This window comes from Pseudidiomarina taiwanensis (genome assembly GCF_003987435.1).
GTDB lineage: Bacteria > Pseudomonadota > Gammaproteobacteria > Enterobacterales > Alteromonadaceae > Pseudidiomarina > Pseudidiomarina taiwanensis.
This window is the reverse complement of sequence record NZ_PIQG01000005.1, coordinates 88584-114674: the sequence shown is the minus strand read 5'-3', so window position 1 is coordinate 114674 and position 26091 is coordinate 88584. Positions and strand designations below refer to the sequence as shown.

Below are 26091 nucleotides of genomic sequence, written 5' to 3'. Positions count from 1 at the left end.
GTATAATCCCTAAATCTTGGCCAACAGATTAACCATCTCAAGCGCTGTCATTGCTGCTTCACCGCCTTTATTACCGGCTTTCGTGCCACTGCGCTCGATCGCTTGCTCGATGGTTTCAGTGGTGATCACACCATTTGCCACAGGGATGCCGTATTCCAAGCCGACGCGGGTCAAACCGCTATTGCACTCTCCTGCAACAAAATCAAAATGAGGAGTTGCTCCACGAATCACAGCTCCAAGAGCAATCACCGCTGCATAGTCGCCGGTCGCGGCAAGCTTCTGCACGGCCAATGGAATTTCGTATGCGCCTGGAACCTTGACCACAGTGATATCGGCACGATCAACTTGACCAAGTCGCACTAAAGTATCGATAGCACCTTGTTCGAGGCTATCCACTACAAAGTGATTAAAGCGAGCCACCACTAGGGCAAACTTTTTGCCTGCGGCGTTAATACCACCTTCAATGACGTTCATCTGCGTATCCTTTAACTAAATCGGGCGCGATAATAGCACAAGTTCTGCTGTTAAGCATATTCTGGCTTTTTACCAACACAATCTTTTAATGCAGCTTTGACTCGAGCCAACTCGTTATCAATTTCCCCACTAATCATCAGTGGTTTAGTGATGACGATAGCGTTTCGAGAGAAGTCCATACCAATGGGAACTACCGGCACCTGTGCTGCTTTGGCCATGTGCAAGAAGCCTTTTTTCCACTCTTTAACTTTCTTGCGTGTTCCTTCGGGCGATAAGGCCAAGATTAATTCATCACGCTGCTGAAACTCTGCGACCATTTGGTTCACGACACCTTGCGCGGAGCTTCGGTTTAATGGAATCCCACCTAACCAACGCAAAATACCATTTACCGGAAATCGAAATATCGTATGTTTCCCCAAAAACGATAACTTAATACCCAGCGACAACATCACGAACACGCCGATAAAAAAGTCCCAATTAGACGTATGCGGTGCGACCGGTAAGATCGCTTGGCGAACTTGCGGTAGTTCCCCTTCAATCTTCCAGCCACCCAATAGGCGCAAGCCCACTCGGCCTACCCAGCGGCTAAATCGATTTCCGCGCAGTGGGAAGTCACCAATTAAATGGGCAGGGATTTGATCCTGGCTCATAGTGCTTTATTTAACTCCAACTGCAAGGCCTCGATTTTCAATTTGACCCGGCGAATATTATCTGGCCCCATCCGCAACATTTGCTTTTGTGCGTCTGGCAGGGCCTCGAGTTGTTCGTCAGCAAACTTGTACATCACTGTTTCGTCACTCAGCTCAATGACAGTCCCCACATTGGGAGTTGCAAGCACCATCTCGAACGCTTCGTTCAAAACTTCCTTTGGATCGGCATCAGGATAGCCAATTTCAGCAAGCGCCTCACTCAGCAATGGTTGATAGCGTTCAAATAGCTGCACCACAATCTGATTATCCAAACTAACGAACCAGTCAACTAAGGTGTTGTAACGATCATAGCTGCGTGGATCGATATAGAGCTTGCTATCCTGCTCTAACACTCGGAAACGATTTTTCGGCCCTTCAACCAGCGCCTTATCGCGAATCACGAGTCCGCGACGCAAGTTATCAACAAATACCACACCATCACGAATCAATTGTTCACTATTTAATGGCGCAATGCTCTGTTCCGCCTGCTCCAGTTCCGCCAAAATTTCAGCATTACTCTCAGCCATCGCAGGCAGTGGCTGCTCAATCGACTCGACGACCGGCTCACTCGGGGTCGGTTCTGGCTCAGGTTCAAGTTCGACGGTTTCGATAGGCGTTGGCTCTGGCGCAGGCTCAATCTTCACTTCAGGCTCTTGTACCTCGGTCGCGACCGGCACTGGTGCGCTAGGCGCAGACTCCGAGTTGGACTGGTTTTGCGTCCATAACCAGGCAATTATCGCGATCGCAATGACGATCACCACGATCAAGCTAACAATAATCTTGCCGTAATGAGGCGATTGTTCCGGTTGCTGCTGGGCCGAATCTGTTGGCATGTAAGCTCCTCAATAATCAGCTTATTGGTCGCGCTCTGAACGATAAAACACTAATTCAGACTCGCTCGACGCATCGGCATTAAAGCGATACCCACCGGCGCTAAACTGGCGCAAGTCCTGTAATGTTTTTGGCTGTTCGGTCACAATGAAACGCGCCATCATGCCGCGCGCTTTCTTTGCCCAAAAACTGATTACTTTATATTGTCCGTTTTTCTCATCCTTGAAGACTGGGGTGATGACATCAGCCTTCAATCGCTTTTTCTGTACGCTTGAAAAATACTCGTTCGATGCGAGGTTCACGAGAATCTTGCTATCAAGCGCAGCAAGATCTTCGTTAAGGGTATCGGTAATAAGGTCGCCCCAAAATTCATAAAGGTTCTTGCCACGGGCGGTATCAAGCTTAGTCCCCATCTCTAACCGATAAGCCTGCATCAAATCGAGCGGCTTCAATACTCCGTATAGACCCGACAAAATGCGTAAATGTTCCTGAGCATATGAAATTGCTTGTTCATCAAGGCTTTCAGCCGCTAGTCCGGTGTAAACATCGCCATCGAACGCGTAAATCGCTTGGCGCGCATTATCTAAGGTGAAAGGAGTTTTCCACTCAGCGAAACGGGCGGCATTTAAACCTGCTAATTTGTCACTTATCGACATCAAGCTGGATAAATCTTGTGGGGATAAGCTACGACAACGATCGACAAGCTCCTCGGCCTGCTCAAGTAAGCGTGGTTGACTATATTCTTGAGTTGGCAGCTCGCTCTCATAATCGAGGTTCTTCGCTGGGGATATCACAACTAACATCGTTTTTCTCCTTCGCTAAAGACTTAAAGCATCGGCTCTAAGTCTTCACCTTCTTTCTCAACTTCTGGAGGCATTAGGTCTTCTCGACTAATACCCAGTTTAAAGGCTAATGAGCTTGCGACATAAATCGACGAGTAAGTTCCGATGAACACCCCGAACAATAATGCTGTCGCAAAACCGTGAATCAGCTGACCGCCTAAGAAGAACAGGGCAAATAACACGAGTACTGTGGTTAATGACGTGATCACGGTCCGACTCATCGTATCGGTTATCGCACCATTGATAATCTCTTCACTTGAGCCCTTACGGAACTTGCGAAAGTTTTCTCGAATGCGGTCACACACCACCACGGTATCGTTAATTGAGTAACCAATCACGGCTAGCAACGCCGCGAGCACAGTGAGGTCAAACTCAAGACCGAGAAACGAAAACAAGCCAAGCGTAATGATAACGTCATGAGCGAGCGCGCCAACAGCACCGAGTGCTAAGCGATACTCAAAGCGGATGGCGATGTAAATCAAAATACAAATGAGAGCAACCAACATCGCAAGCCCACCTTGCTCAGTGAGCTCATCCCCGACCTGCGGACCAACAAACTCGATGCGGCGCATTTCAACACCGCCGTCGGCCTGTTGGTTTAACGCTTGTAGAATTTGATTACCCAGGTCTTCAGCTTTTACCCCTTCTCGCGGCTCCAACCGAATGAGCACGTCCTCTTGGGTACCAAAGTTTTGTACCACAGCATCACCAAAGCCTTGTGCATCGAGGGTGCTGCGCACTGCTGCTAGGTCCGCTGGTTGTTGGTAACCCACTTCGATCACTGTTCCACCAGTAAAGTCCAAGCCCCAGTTCAATTGGTTGACGCTTAGGGACACAATCGAAGCAATGATCAGCAAGCCGCTGAAAATCCAGCTGATCCCGCGAAACTTCATAAACGGGATCGTTTTATCTGTTTTAATTAATTGACGCATTTGCTGGTCCCCTATACCGATAACTTATCAATACGTTTGCCACCCCAAATCGCATTGATCACTGCGCGAGTACCAATAATTGCGGTAAACATAGAAGTCAAAATCCCGATTGCCAAGGTCACCGCAAAGCCTTTCACTGGACCGGTTCCAACCGCGAACAAAATCACGGCTGCAATCAAAGTGGTGATATTGGCATCTGCAATGGTCGAGAGTGCGCTGTCGTAGCCGTGATGAATGGCTTGCTGTGGACTTCGTCCATTGCGCAGCTCTTCCCGGATACGTTCAAAAATTAGCACGTTCGCATCGACCGCCATACCAACCGTCAAGACAATCCCTGCCATACCCGGTAAGGTTAAGGTTGCACCCGGAATCATCGACATCACGCCGACAATCAAAATTAAGTTGGCCGCCAACGCGGTGTTCGCAACCAAACCAAACTTCCGGTAATAAGCGACCATGAACACTAACACTAAGATGAAGCCCCAAATGATCGCTTGCATCCCCATATCAATGTTTTCTTGACCAAGACTTGGACCAACTGTGCGTTCCTCGACGATTTGAATCGGTGCGATTAGAGCACCCGCGCGGAGTAGCAAAGAGAGGTTTTGCGCCTCTTGCATCGAGTCAATACCGGTAATCCGAAAACTACTACCGAAACGGCCTTGAATCGTGGCAACGTTGATGACCTCGGCACGCCGCTCAAACACGATCTTGCCATTTTGGTCACGCTCACCCGTTGCTTTGAACTCGATAAATAAGGTCGCCATTGGCTTACCAATGTTATCCCGCGTAGCGATTGACATTTTGTCTCCGCCCGCACCATCAAGAGTGATACTTACTTGCGGACGGTTATTTTCATCCATTCCACTATTGGCGTTAACAATGTGGTCACCGGTAAGAATGACATCTTCTTTCAGTAGAATATTGCCACCGTTGCGATTAGGGTATAGCTCACTGCCAAATGGCACGCGTCCGAGTTCTGCATCACGCAGACTGTTCTCTTGGTCTACCATACGAAATTCGAGCGTTGCGGTCGCCCCAAGAATCTCTTTAGCGCGCGCAGTATCTTGCACACCAGGGAGTTGCACCACAATCCGCTCAGCACCTTGACGTTGAACGACTGGCTCTGCAACCCCGAGTTCGTTAACCCGATTACGCAAAATGGTGACGTTTTGCGAGATCGCATAATCTTGCGTTTCTTTGATTTTATCTTCGGTCATCCGCAAGGTAAGACTGAGGTCAGTCTCATCTTCAATAATTTCGAAGCCCTGATAACGTCCATCAATAAAATCTAATGCTGCCTCAAAATCTTCAGCGCTACGGGCGGTAATGACCACATCATTCCCCATCCGATTCACGCTGCGATAGCGAATCCGCTCTTCACGCAAATCGGTTCGCACCGTATCACGCATTTGATCTTGAATTTTGCGCATGGCTTCGCCCATATCCACTTCCATTAAGAAGTGAACCCCACCACGCAAATCAAGACCTAGCTTCATCGGTGAAGCACCCAGACTCTGTAACCATTCAGGGGTCGCAGGAGCAAGGTTTAAAGCAACGATATAATCGGTACCAAGGGCACGTAAAATGGCATCTCGAGCTTGTAATTGCTCGCGGTCAGAGTTGACCCGAACCAAGAGTTGTTGATCTTCTAGGGTCACCGACTTAGGCACAATATTTTGCTCTGCCAAAACGTCTTCAACTTCACCGAGCGTCGTCATGTCGACTACGGCGGTTCGGGTTGGCGAGACTTGTATCGCGTAGTCTTCACCATAAAGGTTTGGCAAGGCATATACTGCGGCCACTGCCAAAATGACAATGACCATCAGGTTTTTCCAGAGCGGAAACTTATTTAACACGGTCGTTCCTTAATCTCTCAATTACAGAGATTTCATCGTACCTTTAGGTAAAACTGCAGTCACCGCAGCTTTTTGAACGGTAATCTCAACACCTTCAGCAAGGCTAATTACCATGAAGTCTTTTTCTTCACTAATTTTGCTGATGCGGCCAACAATTCCACCGTTCATAAGAACTTCATCCCCTTTAGCGATGCTGGCAACCAACTCTTTATGCTGTTTTACGCGCTTTGCTTGTGGGCGATAGATCATGAAGTAAAAAATTAAACCGAACATCACCAGCATGAAGATCAGTTCCATGCCACCACCTTGTTGCGCCGTACCATCTTGCGCGTATGCAGTTGAGATTAAAAAGTCCATGTGTGTCCCCTTAGTAGTTATTCATTCAAAACACAGTTAAAGTGATGTAATTGTTCAGAGATGGGGCTGTTTTTAGATTATGCAAGTGCCAACCATCGCTTTTTCTGACTGTCGAGCATTCTAACGAAAATATTCATAAATAGGGAGTGTTAGCCGATGTCTTCGCTATCAAATGAAGTCGCGATGCGACCAATGCAGGAGTTTTGTTCTGTATGCTAAGCACAACCGTCGCGATTTTATTGGCGATTAGCTACATCGCCTTGCTCTACAGCATAGCGTATCGTGGCGAGCGCAAACCCGCTAACCAGATTCGTCCCTATCGTTATGCCTTAGCGCAAGGGATTCACTGCACCACGTGGGCCTTTTACGGCACCATCACGCAGTCTGCTCATTACGGTTGGGCAATGGCCCCAACTTATCTGGGCGCTATCGCGGTATTCCTCTTTGCCCATCGTATTCAATTGCGCCTACTGACGACCTGTAAACAACAAAACTTCACCTCAATTGCTGATGTCATTGGTAGCCGCTTTGGCAAAACTTCTGGTCTAGCGATGGTCGTTAGCCTGATTGCATTGATTGGCATCGTTCCCTATATCGCGCTGCAATTGCGCGCCGTTACGGCAAGTTTTGGCGCAGCAACTCAACTCGATACGGTGGCTTTACCCTGGTTTGGAGATCTCGCCGGACTGGTTGCACTGGCGATGATGGGCTTTGCTATTTTATTTGGAACCCGCAGATTAAGCCTAGCAGAACAGCATAACGGCTTGATGGATGCAGTCGCATTTGAATCTGTGGTCAAACTTGTCGCATTCCTCGCGGTCGGTGTATATGTCACCTATGGTGTCTTCGACGGGATCAGCGACATCGTTTTGCAAGCGGCAACAGCGGAGGTCACCCAAGATTTACTGCGCGGTCAAGCCAACGGCAGCTACGTCTATGTCACCCATGTCTTGCTCGGTGCTATCTCGATGTTTTGCTTGCCTCGACAGTTCCAAGTGTCCTATATCGAAAATACCGATCCTGAAGAATTACGGACGGCACGCTGGGCCTTCCCGCTTTATTTATTTGCCATCAATTTATTCATTTTGCCGATAGCCCTCGCCGGCATGCTATTAGTACCAGCCGCAGCCACCAGTGACACCTTTATGCTGGCACTGCTGCAACAAACCGGCAGCCTCGAAATGACCATGGTCGCATTTGTTGGCGGGCTTGCGTCAGCAACCAGCATGGTGATCATTGCGACGCTCGCACTGAGCATCATGATGTCGAACGATGTCGTCATGCCGCTGTGGTTGAAGTTGACCCAAAAACGCCTGCGCAAACTAACCTTCAGTCCGGCTAAGGTACTGGGTATTCGGCGTGGCACCATCGTCATCATCATGCTCCTCGCATTTGGGTTTCACAAACTAACCGAGGCGAATCTTCCCCTTGTTAATGCTGGCTTGTTATCACTCGCGTTACTCGCCCAATTAGCTCCGCCCCTGCTTGGTGGATTGGTGTGGCGCCGCGCCAACAGAGCTGGAGCCATCGCTGGTTTAGGGATTGGTACTGTGCTTTGGTTTGCGTTACTGCTTTGGCCGAGTTTACCGGGGCAACGGGGCTTATCGGATGTTGCAATGAGTGATGGCATCCTTCTCAGTTTAGCGCTCAACCTACTGCTTTTTATCGTCGGCTCATTGCTGTTCAAAGCAAGCAGTACAGAGCGAACTCAAGGGCATTTATTTTACGAACCCTACAGCAGTCAGGTGGATATCGACCCTCAACAAAATATTAGCTGGGGCCGCTTACGCCAGGTCCTTAACCGTATTTTTGACTCAGTTGAAATCGACCGCCTAAGTCAAAAACTGCAAACCGATCTCACCCTTTCGGCGGCCGACGAATGGGTTCCCAAAAATCTTCTGGCGCGCATTGAACGGGAACTTGCGGCTGTGATTGGAAGTGCGGCGAGCCGAATTTTACTCACGGCTATCACTCAACAAACAGGCGTCCCGATCGCACAGGCGGTGAGTTGGGCGACGCAAGCATCACAGCTTTATAAATTTAACCGTGAACTGCTGCAGGCCTCCGTGGAAAACATCCCGCAGGGTATCAGTGTGGTTGACCAAGATCTTAAACTGGTCGCCTGGAACCACCGTTATATTGAAGTATTTCAATACCCACCTGGCTTTCTGCAAGCAGGGATGCCGGTCGCCGAGTTATTGCGTTACAACGCTGAACGAGGATTATTCGGTAATACCGATAGCGACGACCTCGATGCTGAAGTCGACAAGCGGCTTAACTATTTAAAGGCGGGTAGCGCCTACCGTTACCAGCGCCAGCAAGGTGATCAAGTGATCGAGTTACAGGGCTCACCGATGCCTGATGGCGGCTTTGTCACCACTTATACCGATATTACCGAATTGGTCGCAGCGCAGCGCCAGCTCGAAACGATTAATCTGCAGCTTGAACAGCGGGTTGATGAACGCACCGCAGAATTACTGCTGGCCAAGCAAGCAGAAGAGCAAGCTCACCGGAGTAAAACTCGGTTTTTTGCTGCGGTCAGTCACGACCTTATGCAACCGTTTAATGCCGCAACTTTATTCTGTGAAATGCTATTAAAACGTGTCGATGCTGAACCGGCACAACTTGCCCAACAAATTCAACAGGCCTTAACTAACGCCGAAGAACTCTTGACCCAGCTGCTGGATATGACTCGACTCGAGGCAGGGAATTTACAGGTGAATCGGCAGCAGATTGCCATCGATGAGGTGCTTCGACCACTGGTTGCCGGACAAGCTATCATCGCAAACAACAAGGGGCTTGAACTCAGATATACGCCGACAAACGCAATTGTCTCAAGTGACCGGCGCTTGCTCTCACGCGTGATCCAGAACTTGCTCTCTAACGCGGTTCGTTACACTGAGAGAGGTCATGTCGAAATTACTTTTGCAGCCACCGACACCAGCTTAGCTATTGCAATTAAAGACACTGGTCGCGGCATTCCTGCTGATCAGCAAGCCGATATTTTTCGCGAATTCCATCAACTCGAAAATGATCATGAGAACCCTGGTATTGGGTTAGGACTCGCGATTGTTGAACGCATGTGCAGACTGCTCGAAATGCCACTTGAATTAGAGTCTAAACAGGGACAGGGAACAACCTTTAAGCTTGAGTTACCGCTGGTGGGATGGCAGCAAGACGCCTCATCAGAACCACAAATAGCAGCTTTATCCTCGCCCAAATTTCTGCAAGGACAAACGCTTTGGGTGGTCGATAATGACCAGCGCGTGCTACTTGCTATGGAACAACTACTGAGCGATTGGGGAGCACACGTCGTTACAGCTAAAAAGCGTCAAGATCTGCCGCTTACTCCCGCCTCGCAACCACCAAGCCTAGTGATTTTGGATTACCATCTAGACGACGGAGACACCGGTATTGAAGTCTTAATATGGCTTCGGCAACAGCTTAATTGCCCGGATTTACCGGCTCTATTAAATTCAGCTGACCCGGATGAAGTGCTGCGCGAACAAGCTATTGCCGAGCGTGCCAGCTTCATGCCGAAGCCACTCAAAACGGCGGCCTTGATGCGCTTATTGAAGAGATTACTGCGTTGAATCAGTATCACTCAACATTTGCTTGAAGACGACTCCTGCCTGAGTCCGGTTCAGCACATTTAATTTGCGCAAGATAGCTGATACGTGCTGCTTGATGGTGGTCTCTTGAACATTCAGCTGATAGGCAATCTGTTTATTTAACATCCCATCAGCGAGACACTCGAGTACTTTGTATTGCTGTGGCGTTAACTGCTCAAGTCGCTGGGCAAAATCATGCGCTTCGTCATCTGCGCCGTCGAGACTAGTAAGCAAGTGCTCAGGTAACCAAGTTTCGCCATTCAGAACAACCTCGATTGCACGCTGCAGTTCAGATAATGGCATTGATTTAGGAATATAAGCACTCGCACCAAAGGCCATCGCTTGCCGAATCACGCGGGTATTCTCATTTGCGGAGACAATCACTACCAAGATATCTGGATATTGGCTACGCAACAGAGTCAGACCTGCTAAGCCTCGATTTCCAGGCATCGATAAGTCCAATAACACCAACTCAATTGCAGGTTCTGCGTCGAGCGTTTCGAGCAACTGCTGAAAACTCGCAGCCTCTTCAATTTGTCCAGCTAATGGCTCGGTCAGTGCTTGCCGAAGAGCGGCACGAAATAGCGGATGATCATCAGCGATGATTGCACGCGTCATAGCGGAGTTGCCTACTGCAAAATACGGATAAGTCATGCTACCGCGTCTTAATGAAAATGTCAGTCCCTGTTGGAGCAAATGCTCCAACAGGAGACCAACGCGGGCTGATCAGAAGCGATAGCCCACCGTCAGGGAGACGGTTCTTGGATCGCCATAATAGGCTGTCAACGTGGTGTCGCCACCGAGCCCTGGCAAATAGAGCGAAGTATCATACAGGTCGCTTGGGTCAGGCGTTACGAACTGATATCCACCGACCATGTACTCTTCATCCGTTAAGTTCTTACCATGCAAGCCAACCGTCCAAAGACCATCATCACTGTACCAGGTTACCCCTAAGTTCAGGATGCCATAACCGTCTTGCTTAAGCAGGTTAAGCTCTTCGAACAAGTCATACTTGCCGCGGTAATAGTAATTACCATTGACCACAAGGTCACCGATTGGAGCTTGCACATCATAAGTAAAGCCCAAGTTCGCGGTCACTTTTGGTGTGTTCGAGATAGTGAACAAGTCACTCTTATCGAATACCGCACCGGTATTTGGATCGGTATCAAGCACTTCGTCAAACTTGGCATCGATATAACCAAACGCTAAATCAAAGCTAAGATTCTCTGTCGCGATGTAGGTTGATTCAATCTCGATCCCTTTCGCACTTGATTTACCAATGTTACCGAGGCGCTGATTCAGATCAGTACTGGTTTCACCCGGCAACACAGAGATGTATTGGCGATCTTTATGGTCGAGCATGAACAAGGTGACATTCGCGCGGAGTTGATCATTCCAGTCGCTCTTCATCCCGATCTCAAATGAATCGACGATTTCTGGGTCAGCCGCTGGCTCGTTGATCGTCGCTCGCGGGTTAAAGGTACCCGATTTAAAGCCTTGTCCGTAACTCGCAAAGAACATGATGTCGTTGCTGTAGCTGTACTCAACGCCAATCCGCGGAGTAAAGCGTGACCAACTCTCTTTCTTCGGTGCATCAAGAATACCGTCATTGTTGGTATCAGTGCCGAGCACCATTGGCGTAGCAGCAGCAATAGCTGCTTCGTCACGGACGAAACCATCGATCCACCCATCAAGTGGGTAAATATTATCGAAAATCAAACCATTCGTTACGAAGGCTTCTTTTTCATCGCGGGTTTGGCGACCACCGATTGTCATTGACCATTGATCATTTAAGTCAATCGCAGCTTGTGCATAAAGTGAGACACTTGAGCCATTACTACAACCCGATACTTCACGCGTTAATCCTGGCGCATTTAGAGCATTTCCAAGAACGGTCAGAACTGCATCAAAGCGACCACATGAATCGGTTTCATCGGCGTAAATTCCACCGACAACTTTGTAACTCTCACCAAAATAGGTCAGTTGAAGCTCATGCGATGATTGGTCATCGTCATAATACGCAGGGACATCAAAGATCGGTAACGGCGTGCTATCGAAGTCAATGTTCGTTGGTGAATAGCTCTCACGCATCGCCGCCACATACTTCAGGCTCATGTTCGAGGAAATATCGTAGGTCGCGGTCAAGCTTAAGTTCTCTTGCTCAACCTTATTCCAAGTTGGCATTGACGAATAGGAGTCAAAAACACTATCTGGTACTTGGATTGGAGTCAGCAAGCTCGGTAGCAAGCGATAGCCACCTTTTGAGTTTGAATCGTCCTCCGTTTTATCCCAATTCAAACGCAAAAATAGATCCGCGCTTGGGCGCCATTCCAGTGCAGCGCGCAATGCTGTGAGGTCTTTGTTATAGTTTTCGGTATCCTGGCCTGGATAACTTACTTCGAGGAATTCACCGAAACCATCGCGATTAAGATCGGCAACACCGAAGCCAAAATAAAGGGTATTATCGATTAACGGAAGTTGACCGGTGAGTTTTACGTCGCGTTGGTTATAGGTGCCAACGGTTGCTCGAATATCAAATTCAGCGTCACCACTCATTTCTTTAGTGACATATTTTACCGCACCACCGGTGGTGTTTTTACCGTACAGAGTTCCCTGCGGCCCGCGCAGAACTTCGATCCGCTGCACATTGAGCAAGTCTAAAACCGCGCCTTGTGGCCGCGCAACGTAAACGTCATCAATGTAAATTCCAACGCCTGGCTCATAGCCCCAAAGCGGATCTTGTTGCCCTACCCCACGGATAAACGCGGTCAGGGTTGAGTTGGTCCCACGACTATTTTGCAGGGTCGTATTTGGACTAAATTGCTGGATCTCAGTCAGGACTTGAATACCGCTCTGTTCGAGTTCCATTTCACCAACCGAAGTAACCGCAACAGGAACTTCTTGCAAGTTCTCAACGGTACGACGTGCGGTAACTTCAATCCGCTCCAAACCTTTTGTGGTTTGTTCTGCTTGCGCTTCCTCAGCGCTTTGCTCTTGCGCGTATACAGGCATTGCCACAGCTGAGGCAATCGCAACTGCGAGCAAAGAGCGTCGAAATGTAGTATTTGTATAGAGCTGACTCATGGTCGTATCTCCAGCTTCCTTTGTTGTTTAAGACGAGGTGGTAATTTGCGAGTACACCTCTTGTCATGGCATCACTACCCTAGCCTAAACTTTTCGGCTTGTATTCTGTACGTTAGTACTATGTCAATTTAAACGCGCTTGGCGCATAGTTTTGCCTGTGATGAGAACAACTCAGGTCATGGCATAACCTGAAGCACAACCAAACCAACGAGGTTTACATGTTAAGCATGATTGGACTAATCGGTGGGTTAACTCTGCTCATCGTGCTGACCCTACGTGGAATGAATTTATTTATCAGCGCACCACTGTGTGCGGTGGTTGTCGCACTGACCAGTGGGGTGCCACTTTTTGTGGGCGAAACAAATTTTGTCAGTGCCTATATGGATGGCTTTGCAAGCTTCGTCGCCGCATGGTTTTTTATGTTCTTACTCGGCTCATTGTTCGGTAAGTTCATGGAAGACACGGGTGCTGCCGACGCTGTTGCCGAATGGATTATTAATCGGCTTGGTAAAAAGCATGCCGTCGCAGCTGTGGTGCTTGCCTGCGCCATTCTAACCTACGGTGGCGTCAGCGTTTTCGTCGTGGCCTTCTCAGTCTATCCGATGGCACTGTCACTGTTTAAAGACGCCAACTTACCGCGTCGCTTTATTCCGGCCGCATTAGCGTTTGGCTCAGTAACCTTTACAATGACCTCAGCTGGCTCGCCAGAAATTCAAAACTGGATTCCAATTCAATATCTGGGGACTTCGCCCTATGCGGCGTGGGAAGTTTCATTGGTTGTTGCGGTATTTATGGCAATTTTCGGTTACTGGTGGCTCAGTAAAATGATTCGCAACGCCGTCGCCAATGGTGAACAGTTTGAGCAACGCACAGGCGATCCAACTCTGACTGAGCGCGCCTTGCCTCATCCCGTGACTGGTTTAATTCCGCTCGCTGTCGTGTTGGCCTTTAGTTTTTTATTCCACGATGAGCTCAAACAGAATGCTTTGATCATTGCCCTCACCGGTGGTGTTGTTGCGCTTGCCCTGATCAATTACAAAAACTTCCAAAATGTCGGTAAGGCGATAGGCGATGCCTCGACCGGTGCTTTGATTGCAATTGGTAATACCGCAGCGGTGGTCGGTTTCGGCAGTATCGCAAAAATCACCCCGGCCTTTAGTGATGCGGTGGCACTTATGACCAGCTTACCGGGTAATGAGCTTGTTGGGGCAGCCGTCGCAGTCAGCGTGATTGCAGGTTTAACCGGCTCAGCCTCGGGCGGACAAGCCATTGCGCTCCCCGTAGTCGGTCCGCACTATTTAGATGCAGGCGTTAATCCAGACCAGTTACATCGGATCGTTGCGATTTCGTCTGGAGCGCTCGATTCACTCCCGCATAATGGCTATGTGGTCACCACGATTCGTGCAATCTGTAATGAAACCCATCAAGCGGCATATTGGCCCGTTGCGGCAGTAACCGTGGTCGTGCCCTTTGTCGGTCTTGCCCTCGCGATCAGTTTATTTATGTGGTGGGCATAACAATGCATGAAGTAAGTCAACACGCGGTCACTTTGCCGGCAGCGATGCAGCAAAGTCAGTTACTTATTATCGATCTACTCCGTCACGCGGTCCGGCGAAGTCCAGACCAGCAAGTGGTGTCGCGGCGCCTAGAAGGCGATATTCATCGCTATTCTTACCTTGAGTGCTATCAGCGCAGCTGTCAGCTTGCTCATGCGCTAACCGATGAATTGCAGATACAGCCTGGCGAACGAATCGCAACACTCGCTTGGAATGGTTATCGCCATCTTGAACTCTATTACGCCGTAAGCGGTATAGGTGCGGTACTGCATACAGTTAATCCACGTTTGTTTGCTGAACAAATCGAATGGATTATGAATGATGCTGAAGATACTTGGCTATTTGTCGACTATTGCTTTGTCGATCTTATCGCCGAATTTGCGTCTCGGTTACCGCATCTGAAAGGCATCATCGTTCTTGCTGACCCTAACCAAATGCCGGACTGTGAGACATGGCAAGGCAAGTTACGCATCTATAATTACGAACACTTATTGGGAGCACGCCCCGATAATTTTGCCTGGCCCGCGCTCAATCAAGAGCAAGCAGCCCTTTTATGTTACACCTCTGGCACAACGGGGAACCCGAAAGGGGTGTTGTCCTCTCATCGCGCCATGGTATTACATGCCCAAGCGACCATTAGCCATGAGTTACTCGCCCTCACCAGCGACAGTGTCTTATTGCCTATGGTTGCCATGTACCACGCGGGAGCATGGGGTGCCCCCTATGCCGCACCATTAGTCGGTTGTAAATTGGTGTTACCGGGTGATGGTATGAGCGGAATGGCGATGCAAGAACTGATTGCCAGCGAACAGGTGACCGTTGGACTTGGAGTTCCGACCATCTGGCTTACCTTACACAATTACCTGCAAGACTCAGGACAAGCTATCCCGAGTTTGGAGCGGGTTTGTGTCGGTGGGGCCGCCTCGCCACTGGGCCTTGTCCAAACCTACGATGAACAATACGGGATCTACTGGCAGCCGATTTGGGGAATGACCGAAACAGGGCCGTTGGCAAGTTCAGCACCACCGACTAAAGCATTGCTCAGTCTACCTAAAGCTGAACGCTATGCGATTCAAACCACTGCGGGACGAGCCTGCTTTGGTGTCGACATGCAAATTGTTGACGCAGAAGGTCAAGCACTTCCTCACGATGGTGAGACCAGTGGTGAATTGCGCGTGCGTGGTCCGTGGATTGCGAGTCATTATTATGCGCGCGAGCCTGATCAACAATTTGCTGATGGCTGGTTAGCGACTGGAGATATCGCCGTAATCGACCCGCAAGGCTACATGAAAGTTGTCGATCGCAAAAAGGACGTGATTAAAAGCGGCGGCGAGTGGATAAGCTCGCTTGAAATCGAAAATATCTGTAGTCAACATCCGCAAGTAAATGAAAGTTGTGTGATTGGCGTTAAACATCCTAAATGGGATGAACGGCCATTGCTGTTTGTTGTGCCAAAACAAGGGGCGCAACTCAATAAGCAAGATATTTACGACTTTCTACAAGGGAAAATCGCTAAATGGTGGACCCCTGATGATGTGTTGATTGTTGCCGAACTTCCCCATACCGGTACTGGGAAATTGGTAAAACATAGCTTGCGTGAGCAATATCTGAATTATTTACTGGAGACAACATCATGAAAATGGCCCAGAAGCTGTTCGCACTTGTGCTCTTTTGCCCAATCTTCATGGTCTCGGCGAACGAGCCCATGTTGGTCGAAAAACAAGAATTCGTGCTCCCCAACTACACCACTGTCGGTGGTGAAACGATCGCTGAAGTAAGAATTGGCTGGGAAGCTTATGGTGAACTCAACGAAGCCAAAGACAATGCCATTCTGATCACTCATTTTTTCTCGGGCAATAGTCACGCTGCCGGGAAATATAGTGCAGCGGATCCGCTACCTGGCTATTGGGACAGTATTATTGGACCGGGCAAAGCAATCGATACTAACAAGTATTTTGTGTTAAGTTCGGATACCCTAGTCAATGGCTTTCCGCACGATCCAAATGTCATCACCACAGGTCCAGCAAGCATCAATCCAGCCACTGGAGAACCTTATGGCCTTGACTTTCCAGTCGTCACCATTAAAGACTTCGTTAATGTTCAACATGCGCTGATTACTGAACTAGGCATCGAGAAATTACATGCTGTGGTCGGTGCCTCGATGGGTTCTTTGCAAGCCATCGAGTGGGCAGCAAGCTATCCGAATCAAGTCGAACGTATGGTCTCTGTGATCGGTGCGGGTGCCATGGATGCCTGGACGATCATGGCATTAGAACATTGGGCACGGCCCATTAAACTTGATCCGAACTGGAATGGTGGCGATTACTACGGTGCACAACCACCGCTCGAAGGTCTGAGTCACACCCTCGCAATGATCACCCAACAAGCGATGCATCCAAAGATTATGAATATCCGCGCTCCACAGCAAGAGACTCTGCCTGCGGCTGGGTTAGAAAGCGTTCTGAACCCACTTCCGGCAACCTCATATTTATTTGATGCAGCCAAGATGCGCGCGAGTTTAGCTGATGCCAACCATATCCTCTATCTGGTTCGTGCAAATCAACTTTTTATTGCCGGACATCAGCAAACACTTGCCGATGGACTTAAAAATATCCAAGCAAAATCGTTGTTTATGCCGGCTAAAAATGACCTCTTGCTGCAACCATACTTAGCACAGCAAGCCCATCAATTACTGTTAGAACAGGGCAAACAAAGCGAGTATGTCGAGATTGAGGGAATTTGGGGTCACCTAGATGGCCTATTCAGTATTAGTACTGAAGCAGAAACCCTTAAAAACTTTCTTGAAAGCGAATAGCAGGCAAGCTCTGGGCGGTTAACCACCGCCCAGAAACCCTTTTAACTTATCCTTCAGCTTATCTTCCAATTGCGCTTCAAGTTTGGCTTTTAATAAGCTTTGTAAGCGTTGCTCACGATTTTCAGCATCGGTTACCAGGGCCAGAATTTCGTTGAAGTCTTGCTCTGAATCACCCAGAAAACCATTCGCCTGCGCTTGTAAATCCGCTCGAATTCCCTGCAACTGCGTTTCGGCTTGATCAAGGGCAGCACTCTGCAGCGCACTGCCTAACTGCCGATCTAAATCCGAGTGTAGTGCAAATACAGGAGCAGTCATGGCGCCCGAAACATCCGTTTGAATATCCAGATGGGTTAATTTTTGCAACGCTTGGGCAACGACATTGGCCCATTTATTTTCAGCACTTGCTTGCATTGCAAGATCAGCTAAGCGCACTGTCCCGCCTCCGCTAAGTTGACTATCGCGCAATGCGACACTGCCCTCACTATCAAGTAAGGTCGACAGGATGGTTGCCGCAAATTGCTGTGATTCCGCCAGCGCCAGGTGCTGTAGTTGAATCCCTTGGACCTGCCACTGCTGCCGCGCATCGACTCCATCAGCTGTTAACGCAAGCTCACCATTTAGATTAAGCACCCGCCACAAATTTGAATTTTCACCGCGCGCTCGAAAAGTCGTGGGCTGGCCAAGTTGGGCATGTTGATGGGTAATATTCTGCCAATCCACTTCGACCTGAGTCTCACCAAACACGAACTCTGTTACCGCATGTTTGATTAAAAAGCTCGGTGGTGCAGAGGCTGCAGCGAACTCAACCCAGTCGCCTTGTGCTCTCTCATCAGCAACAGGCTCGACATCCGCAGAACGCGCCAACATGGGAGCTAATTGCTCATAGGCGAGCAAAATATACTGGCTCCACTGTTGTACTTGTTCACCAAAAATAACGGCTGTGATCTCACTCAACCCTTCGCTGTTCAGTTGCATCAACTGCTTGGCACGCTCTAAATCTCGAGCTGGAGCTGTTCGGACTTCCGCAAAGAGGGCCTTAATCGTATCTGCGCTTTCACTTGCAACTTCTTTAAAGGCAAGCACCGCAGCGCGATCTTGCTCGAATTGTTGCTTCAGCTTCTCAAACTCCTGCTGGGCCCGAGCAAGCGCCGCTGGGTTCGAATAATCTGCTTCGGTAATCGCCTTAACCTGCTGCTCGTAAGATTTAATTTTCTCTTCTGTCGGTAAGGCTTGCTTGGCCTCTGCGAGTTTCGTCTGTTGCGCCTCTAACTGTTCTCGCGCCTTGGCAATAGCAGCTGGAGTTTGCAGTTGCAGACGGCTCATTACCTCATCCGTCGAGGGTAAGTTCAGTTCAAAGTTTGCAAACTGCTGGCGTAATTCATTGGCCACGCTATCGGCGCTAGGTAACTGATAGACTTCACCAGCGCTACGGCGTGGTTGGGCAACACGAATTCCGGTCGACACCACCTCTTCAAGGTGAATACGACCTAACAACAGCTGCTCCACATTCACGGTTGCGCTGAGGCGACCAACCACGACTCGGTTCTGCATGGGTGCTGCAGGGTCAGTTAACTCCACACCCGTTAATTCCAACCCAAGTGGGGACCAATGGTGGTCAACTTCAGCTATATTGACCTCAGCACCATTTAGCTGACCAAGGTTGTATTCCATAGTCCACTTCAAAATACTGTTCAACAGCAGCAATGAGAATGCCACTAACAACACCAATATAATGATAAATGCCAGCAGCCCCTGCCATCGAAATGCGCTTCTACGAACGGTGCGTTGTTCCATTACTCCCCCTTTAATCCAGCATAAATTTGGAATAGTCGGCTTGCTTTAAACATTTGCACCAGTTTTAACTGCATAAACCAGCGCTGGATATGCTGCCGATAGCGGCTGACGATAAAGTAACTTATGACCGCTAAAATTGGCGCAAATAGTGCACTTAGAATGAGTGAGCCCATGGTAATGGTGTGATGAAATTGTACGACTCGCCAAACCGCAGATTGGTACATGGCCGTCCATACCGGTTGCCACGCCTCAGCCGCTAACACAGCTGCACCGATAGCGTGAGAGATTGGGTCAACGAGATAGGCGATAGCAGAAAACACCGCCCAACTCAGCAAAAATCCGGTTAAATTGACCCGGAACAACAAAGCTACCAATAAAATCAGTAGGTTATGGACTCTCCACAGCGGCGTAATGCCCATAATCATCCCTAGCACAAAGGCAAAAGCGAGTGCCCAAGCCCCTGTTTCTGAATTGAGCGCTTTAAAAAACCGAGCGAGCAAAGTTAGCATGACGAACCTCTCCATGATGAGTTCTTAACTAAGCATAGCGTACATCGCTAAGTTGGCTAAAATATTTATTGTAAAGGCTTGTGTTTTGGTCAAAATCATCTTTAATTAGCGCGCCTTTTATATGGAGCATATATGCATCACTCGACCCTTGTCATTCTCGACCACAGCGCGGTCTGGCAGCCTTATTTTCCAAGCCAAGCGATTATTGCCGCAGATGACTTTTTGCAAGATCACAGTAATTCACGCGCGCACGTCATCAACCTCTGTAGTGACCTCGGCTATCTTGGTACAGGTTATTACGTGAGCTTACTTGCCGAAGCACGCGGTCAGCGTGTTATTCCGTCGGTCAGTACGATTAATGACTTACGCAACTTCTCGCACTACCAATTGCTGGCGATCACTATCGACAAGACCTTGGTTCGTGCTCTAGAGAAGTCTCTACCCGAACAGCAACACTCAATTTTTATCGCCTTTGGACAAACTCCAGACGTCGCTTTCGAGGGCTTTGCGCGCCAGCTCTTCGATCGTTACCCATGCCCGTTACTGCGGGTCGACTTTCAATTTCAGGGACGCTGGTACATTCACTCTTTGAAGCCGGTGAACCTGAGTGACCTAAGCGACTCCGAACAAAGTTTCTTTGGTGATGCTTTAGACCACTTCAGTAAGCGCGTCTGGCGCAAAGCCCGGGCACGCAAAGATTACCGTTTCGATTTAGCTATTTTGCATGACCCGAACGAGGCGATTCCCACGTCGAATAAACGTGCCTTACAAGCCTTTATACGGGCTGCACGCCAGCATGATATTGATGCTGAATTAATCACCGCAAGTGACTTTAATCGGCTACTAGAATTTGATGCGTTATTTATTCGGGAAACGACAAAAATCAATCATTACACCTACCATTTTGCCAAAAAGGCAGAAGCCAATGGTTTGGTCGTGATTGACTCACCACAGTCGATTGTGCGCTGCGCCAACAAAGTATTTCTGCATGAGCTTTTAGATAAGCATCGGATTGCTACACCGATGACAGAATTACTGTTGCGCAATCAACACATTGATTATGAAAAGTTAGCGGAGCGATTTGGCTTCCCTATCGTTCTTAAAATACCTGATGGCTCATTCTCGATCGGCGTTGAAAAAGCTGAGGATTTAGAGAGCTTGAAGCATATTGCCAACCAACTCTTTGAACAGTCGACCATTATCTTGGCACAAGAGTTTGTTCGAACCGAGTATGATTGGCGCATCGGGGTGCTCAATCATCGGGCCATTTATGCCTGTAAGTACCATATGGCGCGAAACCACTGGCAAATTTATAACCATGCAAGCCATACCAAAGGCGGTAAGTCAGGAGGTTTCGAGACAGTTGGTGTGCAGCAGGTTCCGCGTGACGTGATCAAGCTCGCACTACAAGCAACCCGGCTTATCGGTGATGGTTTGTATGGTGTCGATATGAAAGTGACGGCGCAAGGGCCTGTTATTATTGAGATTAACGATAACCCATCCATCGATGCAGGGGTGGAAGATGCATTATTAGGTGACGAGCTCTACCACGTGATTATGCGCGACTTTTATCGTCGCCTTGATGAGAAATAATATGACCTTGCAACTGCGCACAGCTTCGGTTGACGATCTTGAGCCACTGTTGCAGCTTGAACAAAGTTGCTTTGACTCGGATCAGTTAGGTCGCGTCAACTTAAGATATTTATTACAGAGTCCAACTGCTCATGTTCGTTTGATTGAACAGCTCACGCATGATCAGTTCTCTGTGGTGGGTTACAGTATTGGCTTAACTCGAGCGAATAGTAAGATTTGGCGGATATATTCACTGGCTGTTGCCGCGCAGGCTCGTGGCCAAGGAATTGCCGCCAGACTTATTGAGGACAGCTTAATAAGGGCCAAGCAACTCGGCTGCCAAACGGTGAGTCTGGAGGTAATGACAACCAACACCGCTGCATTAGCCCTTTATCGCAGGTTCGGTTTTGAAGTGACCGACCTCCTCGCTCAATATTACGAGAACGGTGAAGACGGCTACCGGATGCGACTAACCTTGCGCGAACCAAATTGAGTCACGGGCGGCACGGTAGCGCTCGATTAATTGCGCAATAGGCTCTGCCTCTAACTGCAATCCTCGTTCCCGTAAATAGTGCTCGTTGTAAAGCTTACTCGCTGAACGCTCACCCAAGTCACAGGCAAAGGTCACAATCGTTTTACCTGGGCCACGTTGAATGGCAGCCATCAAGGCTCCAGCAACATTCAGCGTAGAACTACTCCCCAGCACCAAGCCATCGTGATCACGGATAAAACGTGAGAGCGTAATCAGATCTTGGTCCGGTAAATTAACTGCGGCATCAATGCGAGCATGTTTGAAGTTTTCAACAAGACGCATGATCCCAATGCCCTCGGTAAACGAGCTCCCTTTTGAGACATAGTCACCGGCTTTCAAGTAGTGGTAAATACCCGAACCATCTGGGTCAACCAACCACACTTCAACCTGCTCATTTTGCTCTTTGAGAAACTTTGAATTCCCCGCTATGGTGCCGCCAGTGCCCGCGACGGATACAAAAATATCGACTTGTCCTTGAGTTTGTTGCCAAATTTCCGGCCCCGTACTGAGGTAGTGCGCACGCATATTGGAGATGTTTTCAAATTGGTTGGCCCACCAATAATCGACATTCTCTTCCGCCAATCGACGGGCCGTATGATAAAAATGGTTTTGATCACGAAATGGGACAGGGTCAACTGTTTTCAACTGGGCCCCATGCAGGCGAATCATGCGTTCCTTCTCTGGGGTTTGATCATTCGGCATCACTGCCAGCATATTCAGACCAAAGGAACGTGCGACTAAGGCCAGTCCAATCCCAGTGTTGCCTGCAGTCCCCTCCACCACTGTCATACCCGGCTTCAAGTCACCCCGTTGCATCGCATCCTTAATCATTTGCAAAGCAGCTCGATCTTTGATCGAACCGCCTGGATTTTGCGATTCCAACTTCACATAAATATCACACCCAGTAAGTTCCGAGAGCGAGTGAATCCGAAGCATATCTGTTTGTCCAATTAACTCACTTGGACGCTGAGCAGTGCGCATGGTGACCTCCGATAACCCCATTGCAGTGGCGGATACGATACTGCTGTCACGACTTAATTTCCAGTTTGATTGGTTATAGCTTAGTGCAAATAATGCAGTGACAAGCTCATTCGGATTGCACCAGTAGAGCGCAACAGGATGTCACTCCTGCACCGCAATAAGGCAATCTCGCCAAGCATAACTCTCTGATGACCCGCAAAGTAGCCGTTCGCTATCGCTGTGCTGATCTGGCACAGCTCTTGCAGTGCTTTAGCAAGTAGATTCGACTCAATCTACTCCCGCTAAGAAAAAGGAGAGTGCTTATGCAACTGCATTTAGTCATAGCGATTATCAAACCAGCGAAACTTACCGATGTGCGCGAAGCGCTTGCTGAAATCGGCTGTCAGGGTATGACCATTACTGAGGTCAGAGGTTTTGGTCGGCAAAAAGGACACACTGAACTCTATCGCGGTGCTGAATATCGGATAGATTTTCTGCCCAAACTGCGGGTTGAGATCGCGGTCACCGAGGCTCAGCTCGACCGTGTTATCGAGACCATCCAATCCGCCAGTCACACTGGTAACACCGGCGATGGCAAGATTTTCGTGCATCCCTTAAGTCAGGTGATACGGATTCGCACAGGCGAACAAGACCAAGACGCTCTGTAACATAAGGAAGACCACCATGATGGATTTAAATTATGCCCTCAATACCTTTTATTTGCTGATTTCTGCAGTTTTAGTCATGTGGATGGCAGCCGGTTTTGCGATGCTCGAGGCAGGCTTAGTGCGGAGCAAAAACACCACTGAAATATTAGTTAAAAACGTCTTGCTGTATGCCATTGCCTCTACCTGCTATTTGCTGATCGGTTATGAGCTCATGTATGGCATACCTGAAGTGACCAGTCATGCCCCAGCGGCGAATTTCTTCTTCCAAGTCGTGTTTGTAGCAACCGCAATGTCGATTGTCTCTGGCGCAGTCGCAGAGCGGATGAAACTCGCGAGTTTTTTAATTTTCAGCGTCATTCTCACCAGTTTTATCTACCCAATCGAAGGTGCCTGGACATGGGGTGGAGGCTTTTTAGCCGAAGCGGGATTCGTGGATTTCGCTGGCTCTGGGATTGTCCATTTAGCTGGCGCAGCAGCCGCACTTGCAGGTGTGTTGTTGCTCGGGCCGCGGAAAGGGAAGTACGGTCATAGCGGTGCGATATACGCGATTCCAGGCGCAAATATGCCACTTGCGACGCTCGGCACCTTGATTTTATGGATGGGATGGTTTGGTTTTAACGGTGGCTCGCAACTGGCATTAGTTGGACAAGACAATACCAATGCCGTTGCCAATATATTTGTGAATACCAACGCTGCGGCAGCGACTGGCGCAATCACCGCATTTTTGCTGGTGCGCCTGATTTGGAAAAAAGCTGACCTGACCATGATCTTGAATGGCGCGTTAGCCGGGTTAGTGGCAATCACCGCAGAGCCTGCCGCACCGTCTGCAGTGCTGAGTTGCATCATCGGTGCAGGTGCTGGAGTTTTAGTTGTGCTCAGCATTATTGCTCTTGACCGATTAAAAATTGATGACCCAGTTGGGGCCATTTCAGTCCACGGTGTGTGTGGCGTTTACGGGCTCATCTGGGTCGCTTACACCCACTCAAGCGCGACTCTCATCAATCAATTACTTGGTGCCGGAGTTATCTTTGCTTGGGTTTTCGCAGCAAGTATAGTGGTTTGGTGGCTGCTGAAGGTAACACTCGGCTTGCGAGTGTCAGAACAAGACGAGTATCTAGGTGGCGACATCGCAGACTGTGGTGTCGAGGCATACCCTGAGTTCGTCTCGAGTAAAACGACAGGTTAGAGCAGTTATTCTAGAGGCGCGTTAATCACGCGCCTCCTCTTCTTCGTGACTATTAAAATCGACAATAAAAATCTGCCAGGTCGCCATAAATAAAGCGGCAATAAGAGGCCCGACAACAAAGCCGTTAATACCAAATAATGAAATCCCACCGATCGTTGAAAACAACACGACGTAATCCGGTAACTTCGTATCTCGCCCGACTAATATCGGGCGTAGCACGTTATCAGCCAAACCAATGACGATGGCCCCAAAGGCAATTAAAATCGATGCACTCATCCAATCACCGGTGGCGTATAGATATAAGCTTACCGGGAACCAAATGAGCGCAGCCCCGACCGCTGGAATCAATGACAAGAAAGCCATAACCACGCCCCACAAGAGCGGGCCTGGGATGTCTAAAATCCAAAAAATGAAGCCACCGAGAGCGCCTTGAACGAAGGCAACCACTAAGTTGCCTTTAACTGTGGCACGCGTGACTTCTACAAACTTCACGAAGAGTGCATGCTCACGTTCATCACCAAATGGTAGGGCTCGGATCATTAAATCCCGTAACTTACTGCCATCGCGTAATAAGAAATAGGTTAGGTAGAGCATCAAGGCCAAACTTAAAAAGAAACTGGCGGTGTTTTGCCCAATGGTCAGGGTTTCTTTGGCTAGGAAGCGACTGGCGTTGACGGCCCAGTCAGCCAGTTGGGTGCGAAGGTTTTGCGTATCGATACCCAGCTCAACTAGGACGCCATCAAGCCATGGGAAGGCAGTTCGAACTTGCTCAAGAACTTGCTGCGGATCGAGTTCACCCGAACTAATCCGCTGATAAAATTGCATTCCTTCACGGACAAATGCAGCGCCCAGAAACATCACAGGAATCACCACAATTGCCATGCATAACAATAAGGTAATTGCGGCGGCAGTATTTGGCTTATCGCCAAGTTTCGCCAGCAAACGACTCTGCACTGGAGCAAAAATAACAGCGACTGCGCAAGCCCAGAATATTGCACTCCAAAAAGGCTCTAAGATAATCCCAAAACCTATGGTTACCGCTATGAGCAGTAAGAAGAATGCTCGTCGTTCGAGTCGTTCACGCATAATGACTTGATCTCTCAATAAATTTCACTACAGCATAGTGCGGGGGATGGGCTCATGCAACTCGACTTTAGCGCATCACCAAAGAAACCAAGTACTCATTGCGGCAAAATATGGCGCTGTTTCAGGTGTTGTTTGAGAGAAGTAGCGTGCGGCATAAGTCGATTATTTGGGATACCTTGTCTCGTCGCCCTAATTAAGTCATATTGGCAGTATCTTCGATAAACAACAAGCGAGTTAGAGTATGAAAACGATTACTGATTACTTAGCTGAATATGCGGCGTATCATCGCGACCGTCGCAACGTTGCAACGCACTTAATCGGTATTCCGATGATCGTGATTGCCTTACAAATTTTGTTATCCCGACCACAGTGGGTAGTCGCGGATTACCCCCTCAGTCCTGCTGTGATTGTCGCCATCCTAGCTGGCCTCTTTTATTTAAAACTGGATTTTTTCTTAGGTGTTGTAATGGCAATCTTATTAGCTCTCACCGTCTGGCTTGGCCATTCAGTTGCAGTGCTAGATACAAGCCTTTATTTAAGCTGGGGTATCGGCTTATTTGTGGTGGGTTGGATATTCCAGTTTATTGGCCACTATTTCGAGGGACGCAAACCAGCTTTTGTTGACGATATCATGGGGTTAGCAGTCGGCCCTTTATTCGTGGTAGCCGAAGTCGTCTTTATGCTTGGTGGCAAACGCCAGCTTCACCAAGATATTGAAGCACGTTTCTCCTAAA

Annotated in this window: 22 protein-coding genes; 9 read left to right on the top strand and 13 right to left on the bottom strand. The window is 48.8% G+C overall.

Annotation, left to right across the window (positions count from 1 at the left end):
- Positions 1-9 precede the first annotated feature (9 nt).
- Genes ribH through yajC form a run of 7 tightly spaced genes read right to left on the bottom strand, consistent with a single transcriptional unit; the run spans position 10 to position 5984 of the window.
- On the bottom strand, positions 10-474 hold the full coding sequence (ribH, locus tag CWI83_RS09755) for a 6,7-dimethyl-8-ribityllumazine synthase (RefSeq protein ID WP_126828517.1): 465 nt from the start codon (positions 472-474) through the stop codon (positions 10-12).
- A gap of 50 nt (positions 475-524) precedes the next feature.
- On the bottom strand, positions 525-1124 hold the full coding sequence (locus CWI83_RS09750) for a 1-acyl-sn-glycerol-3-phosphate acyltransferase (protein WP_126828516.1): 600 nt from the start codon (positions 1122-1124) through the stop codon (positions 525-527).
- A complete protein-coding gene (locus CWI83_RS09745) occupies positions 1121-1996 on the bottom strand; it encodes a DUF3014 domain-containing protein (RefSeq protein ID WP_126828514.1) in 876 nt (291 codons plus the stop codon). The genes CWI83_RS09750 and CWI83_RS09745 overlap by 4 nt, the downstream gene beginning before the upstream one ends.
- 21 nt (positions 1997-2017) lie before the next feature.
- On the bottom strand, positions 2018-2797 hold the full coding sequence (gene yaaA / locus CWI83_RS09740; protein WP_126828512.1) for a peroxide stress protein YaaA: 780 nt from the start codon (positions 2795-2797) through the stop codon (positions 2018-2020).
- Positions 2798-2820: 23 nt separating this feature from the next.
- Positions 2821-3768 (bottom strand): protein translocase subunit SecF, encoded by a 948-nt coding sequence (gene secF / locus CWI83_RS09735; protein WP_126828510.1) that lies wholly within the window; start codon positions 3766-3768, stop codon positions 2821-2823.
- Between the two features lie 11 nt (positions 3769-3779).
- A complete protein-coding gene (gene secD / locus CWI83_RS09730; protein WP_126828508.1) occupies positions 3780-5627 on the bottom strand; it encodes a protein translocase subunit SecD in 1848 nt (615 codons plus the stop codon).
- A gap of 21 nt (positions 5628-5648) precedes the next feature.
- Positions 5649-5984 (bottom strand): preprotein translocase subunit YajC, encoded by a 336-nt coding sequence (gene yajC / locus CWI83_RS09725; protein WP_126828507.1) that lies wholly within the window; start codon positions 5982-5984, stop codon positions 5649-5651.
- Between the two features lie 212 nt (positions 5985-6196).
- Between yajC and CWI83_RS09720 the strand changes: the two genes are divergently transcribed.
- A complete protein-coding gene (locus tag CWI83_RS09720; RefSeq protein ID WP_126828505.1) occupies positions 6197-9577 on the top strand; it encodes a hybrid sensor histidine kinase/response regulator in 3381 nt (1126 codons plus the stop codon).
- Here the strand turns inward: CWI83_RS09720 and CWI83_RS09715 are convergent.
- Together CWI83_RS09715 and CWI83_RS09710 are read right to left on the bottom strand one after the other, a co-directional pair.
- On the bottom strand, positions 9566-10213 hold the full coding sequence (locus CWI83_RS09715; RefSeq protein ID WP_126828503.1) for a response regulator transcription factor: 648 nt from the start codon (positions 10211-10213) through the stop codon (positions 9566-9568). The genes CWI83_RS09720 and CWI83_RS09715 overlap by 12 nt on opposite strands.
- A 108-nt stretch (positions 10214-10321) precedes the next feature.
- On the bottom strand, positions 10322-12679 hold the full coding sequence (locus tag CWI83_RS09710) for a TonB-dependent receptor (protein WP_126828502.1): 2358 nt from the start codon (positions 12677-12679) through the stop codon (positions 10322-10324).
- A 218-nt stretch (positions 12680-12897) separates the two neighbouring features.
- Between CWI83_RS09710 and CWI83_RS09705 the strand changes: the two genes are divergently transcribed.
- The 3 genes from CWI83_RS09705 to CWI83_RS09695 are packed head-to-tail and all read left to right on the top strand — an operon-like array spanning position 12898 to position 17050.
- On the top strand, positions 12898-14196 hold the full coding sequence (locus CWI83_RS09705; RefSeq protein WP_126828500.1) for a GntP family permease: 1299 nt from the start codon (positions 12898-12900) through the stop codon (positions 14194-14196).
- A 2-nt stretch (positions 14197-14198) separates the two neighbouring features.
- Positions 14199-15872 carry a long-chain fatty acid--CoA ligase gene (locus CWI83_RS09700; protein ID WP_241969922.1) on the top strand — a complete coding sequence of 558 codons (1674 nt, stop codon included), beginning with the start codon at positions 14199-14201 and terminating at the stop codon, positions 15870-15872.
- 2 nt (positions 15873-15874) lie between these two features.
- The gene (locus CWI83_RS09695) at positions 15875-17050 is read left to right on the top strand and encodes an E22 family MetX-like putative esterase (RefSeq protein ID WP_241969924.1); all 1176 of its coding nucleotides are present in this window, start codon (positions 15875-15877) and stop codon (positions 17048-17050) included.
- Between the two features lie 18 nt (positions 17051-17068).
- Here the strand turns inward: CWI83_RS09695 and CWI83_RS09690 are convergent, their stop codons facing one another.
- The gene (locus CWI83_RS09690) at positions 17069-18844 is read right to left on the bottom strand and encodes a TIGR03545 family protein (protein ID WP_126828496.1); all 1776 of its coding nucleotides are present in this window, start codon (positions 18842-18844) and stop codon (positions 17069-17071) included.
- On the bottom strand, positions 18844-19353 hold the full coding sequence (locus CWI83_RS09685) for a TIGR03546 family protein (RefSeq protein ID WP_126828494.1): 510 nt from the start codon (positions 19351-19353) through the stop codon (positions 18844-18846). The genes CWI83_RS09690 and CWI83_RS09685 overlap by 1 nt, the downstream gene beginning before the upstream one ends.
- Positions 19354-19485: 132 nt before the next feature.
- Here CWI83_RS09685 and CWI83_RS09680 point away from each other — a divergent pair, with 132 nt between their 5' ends.
- Together CWI83_RS09680 and CWI83_RS09675 are read left to right on the top strand one after the other, a co-directional pair.
- The gene (locus CWI83_RS09680; RefSeq protein WP_126828492.1) at positions 19486-20946 is read left to right on the top strand and encodes a RimK family protein; all 1461 of its coding nucleotides are present in this window, start codon (positions 19486-19488) and stop codon (positions 20944-20946) included.
- 1 nt (position 20947) lies between these two features.
- A complete protein-coding gene (locus CWI83_RS09675; RefSeq protein WP_157980388.1) occupies positions 20948-21418 on the top strand; it encodes a GNAT family N-acetyltransferase in 471 nt (156 codons plus the stop codon).
- On the opposite strand, the gene CWI83_RS09670 is transcribed toward CWI83_RS09675, so the two are convergent.
- Positions 21395-22438, bottom strand: coding sequence for a cysteine synthase A (locus CWI83_RS09670; RefSeq protein ID WP_126828489.1), 1044 nt, complete (start codon positions 22436-22438; stop codon positions 21395-21397). The genes CWI83_RS09675 and CWI83_RS09670 overlap by 24 nt on opposite strands.
- A 308-nt stretch (positions 22439-22746) precedes the next feature.
- Here CWI83_RS09670 and CWI83_RS09665 point away from each other — a divergent pair, with 308 nt between their 5' ends.
- Positions 22747-23085 (top strand): P-II family nitrogen regulator, encoded by a 339-nt coding sequence (locus tag CWI83_RS09665; protein WP_126828678.1) that lies wholly within the window; start codon positions 22747-22749, stop codon positions 23083-23085.
- A gap of 16 nt (positions 23086-23101) precedes the next feature.
- On the top strand, positions 23102-24271 hold the full coding sequence (locus CWI83_RS09660; RefSeq protein ID WP_126828487.1) for an ammonium transporter family protein: 1170 nt from the start codon (positions 23102-23104) through the stop codon (positions 24269-24271).
- Positions 24272-24292: 21 nt separating this feature from the next.
- Here the strand turns inward: CWI83_RS09660 and CWI83_RS09655 are convergent, their stop codons facing one another.
- Entirely contained in the window at positions 24293-25357 is a 1065-nt protein-coding gene (locus CWI83_RS09655; protein WP_126828485.1) for an AI-2E family transporter, read from the bottom strand.
- A 241-nt stretch (positions 25358-25598) separates the two neighbouring features.
- Between CWI83_RS09655 and CWI83_RS09650 the strand changes: the two genes are divergently transcribed.
- Entirely contained in the window at positions 25599-26090 is a 492-nt protein-coding gene (locus CWI83_RS09650) for an Mpo1 family 2-hydroxy fatty acid dioxygenase (protein ID WP_126828483.1), read from the top strand.
- Position 26091 lies beyond the last annotated feature (1 nt).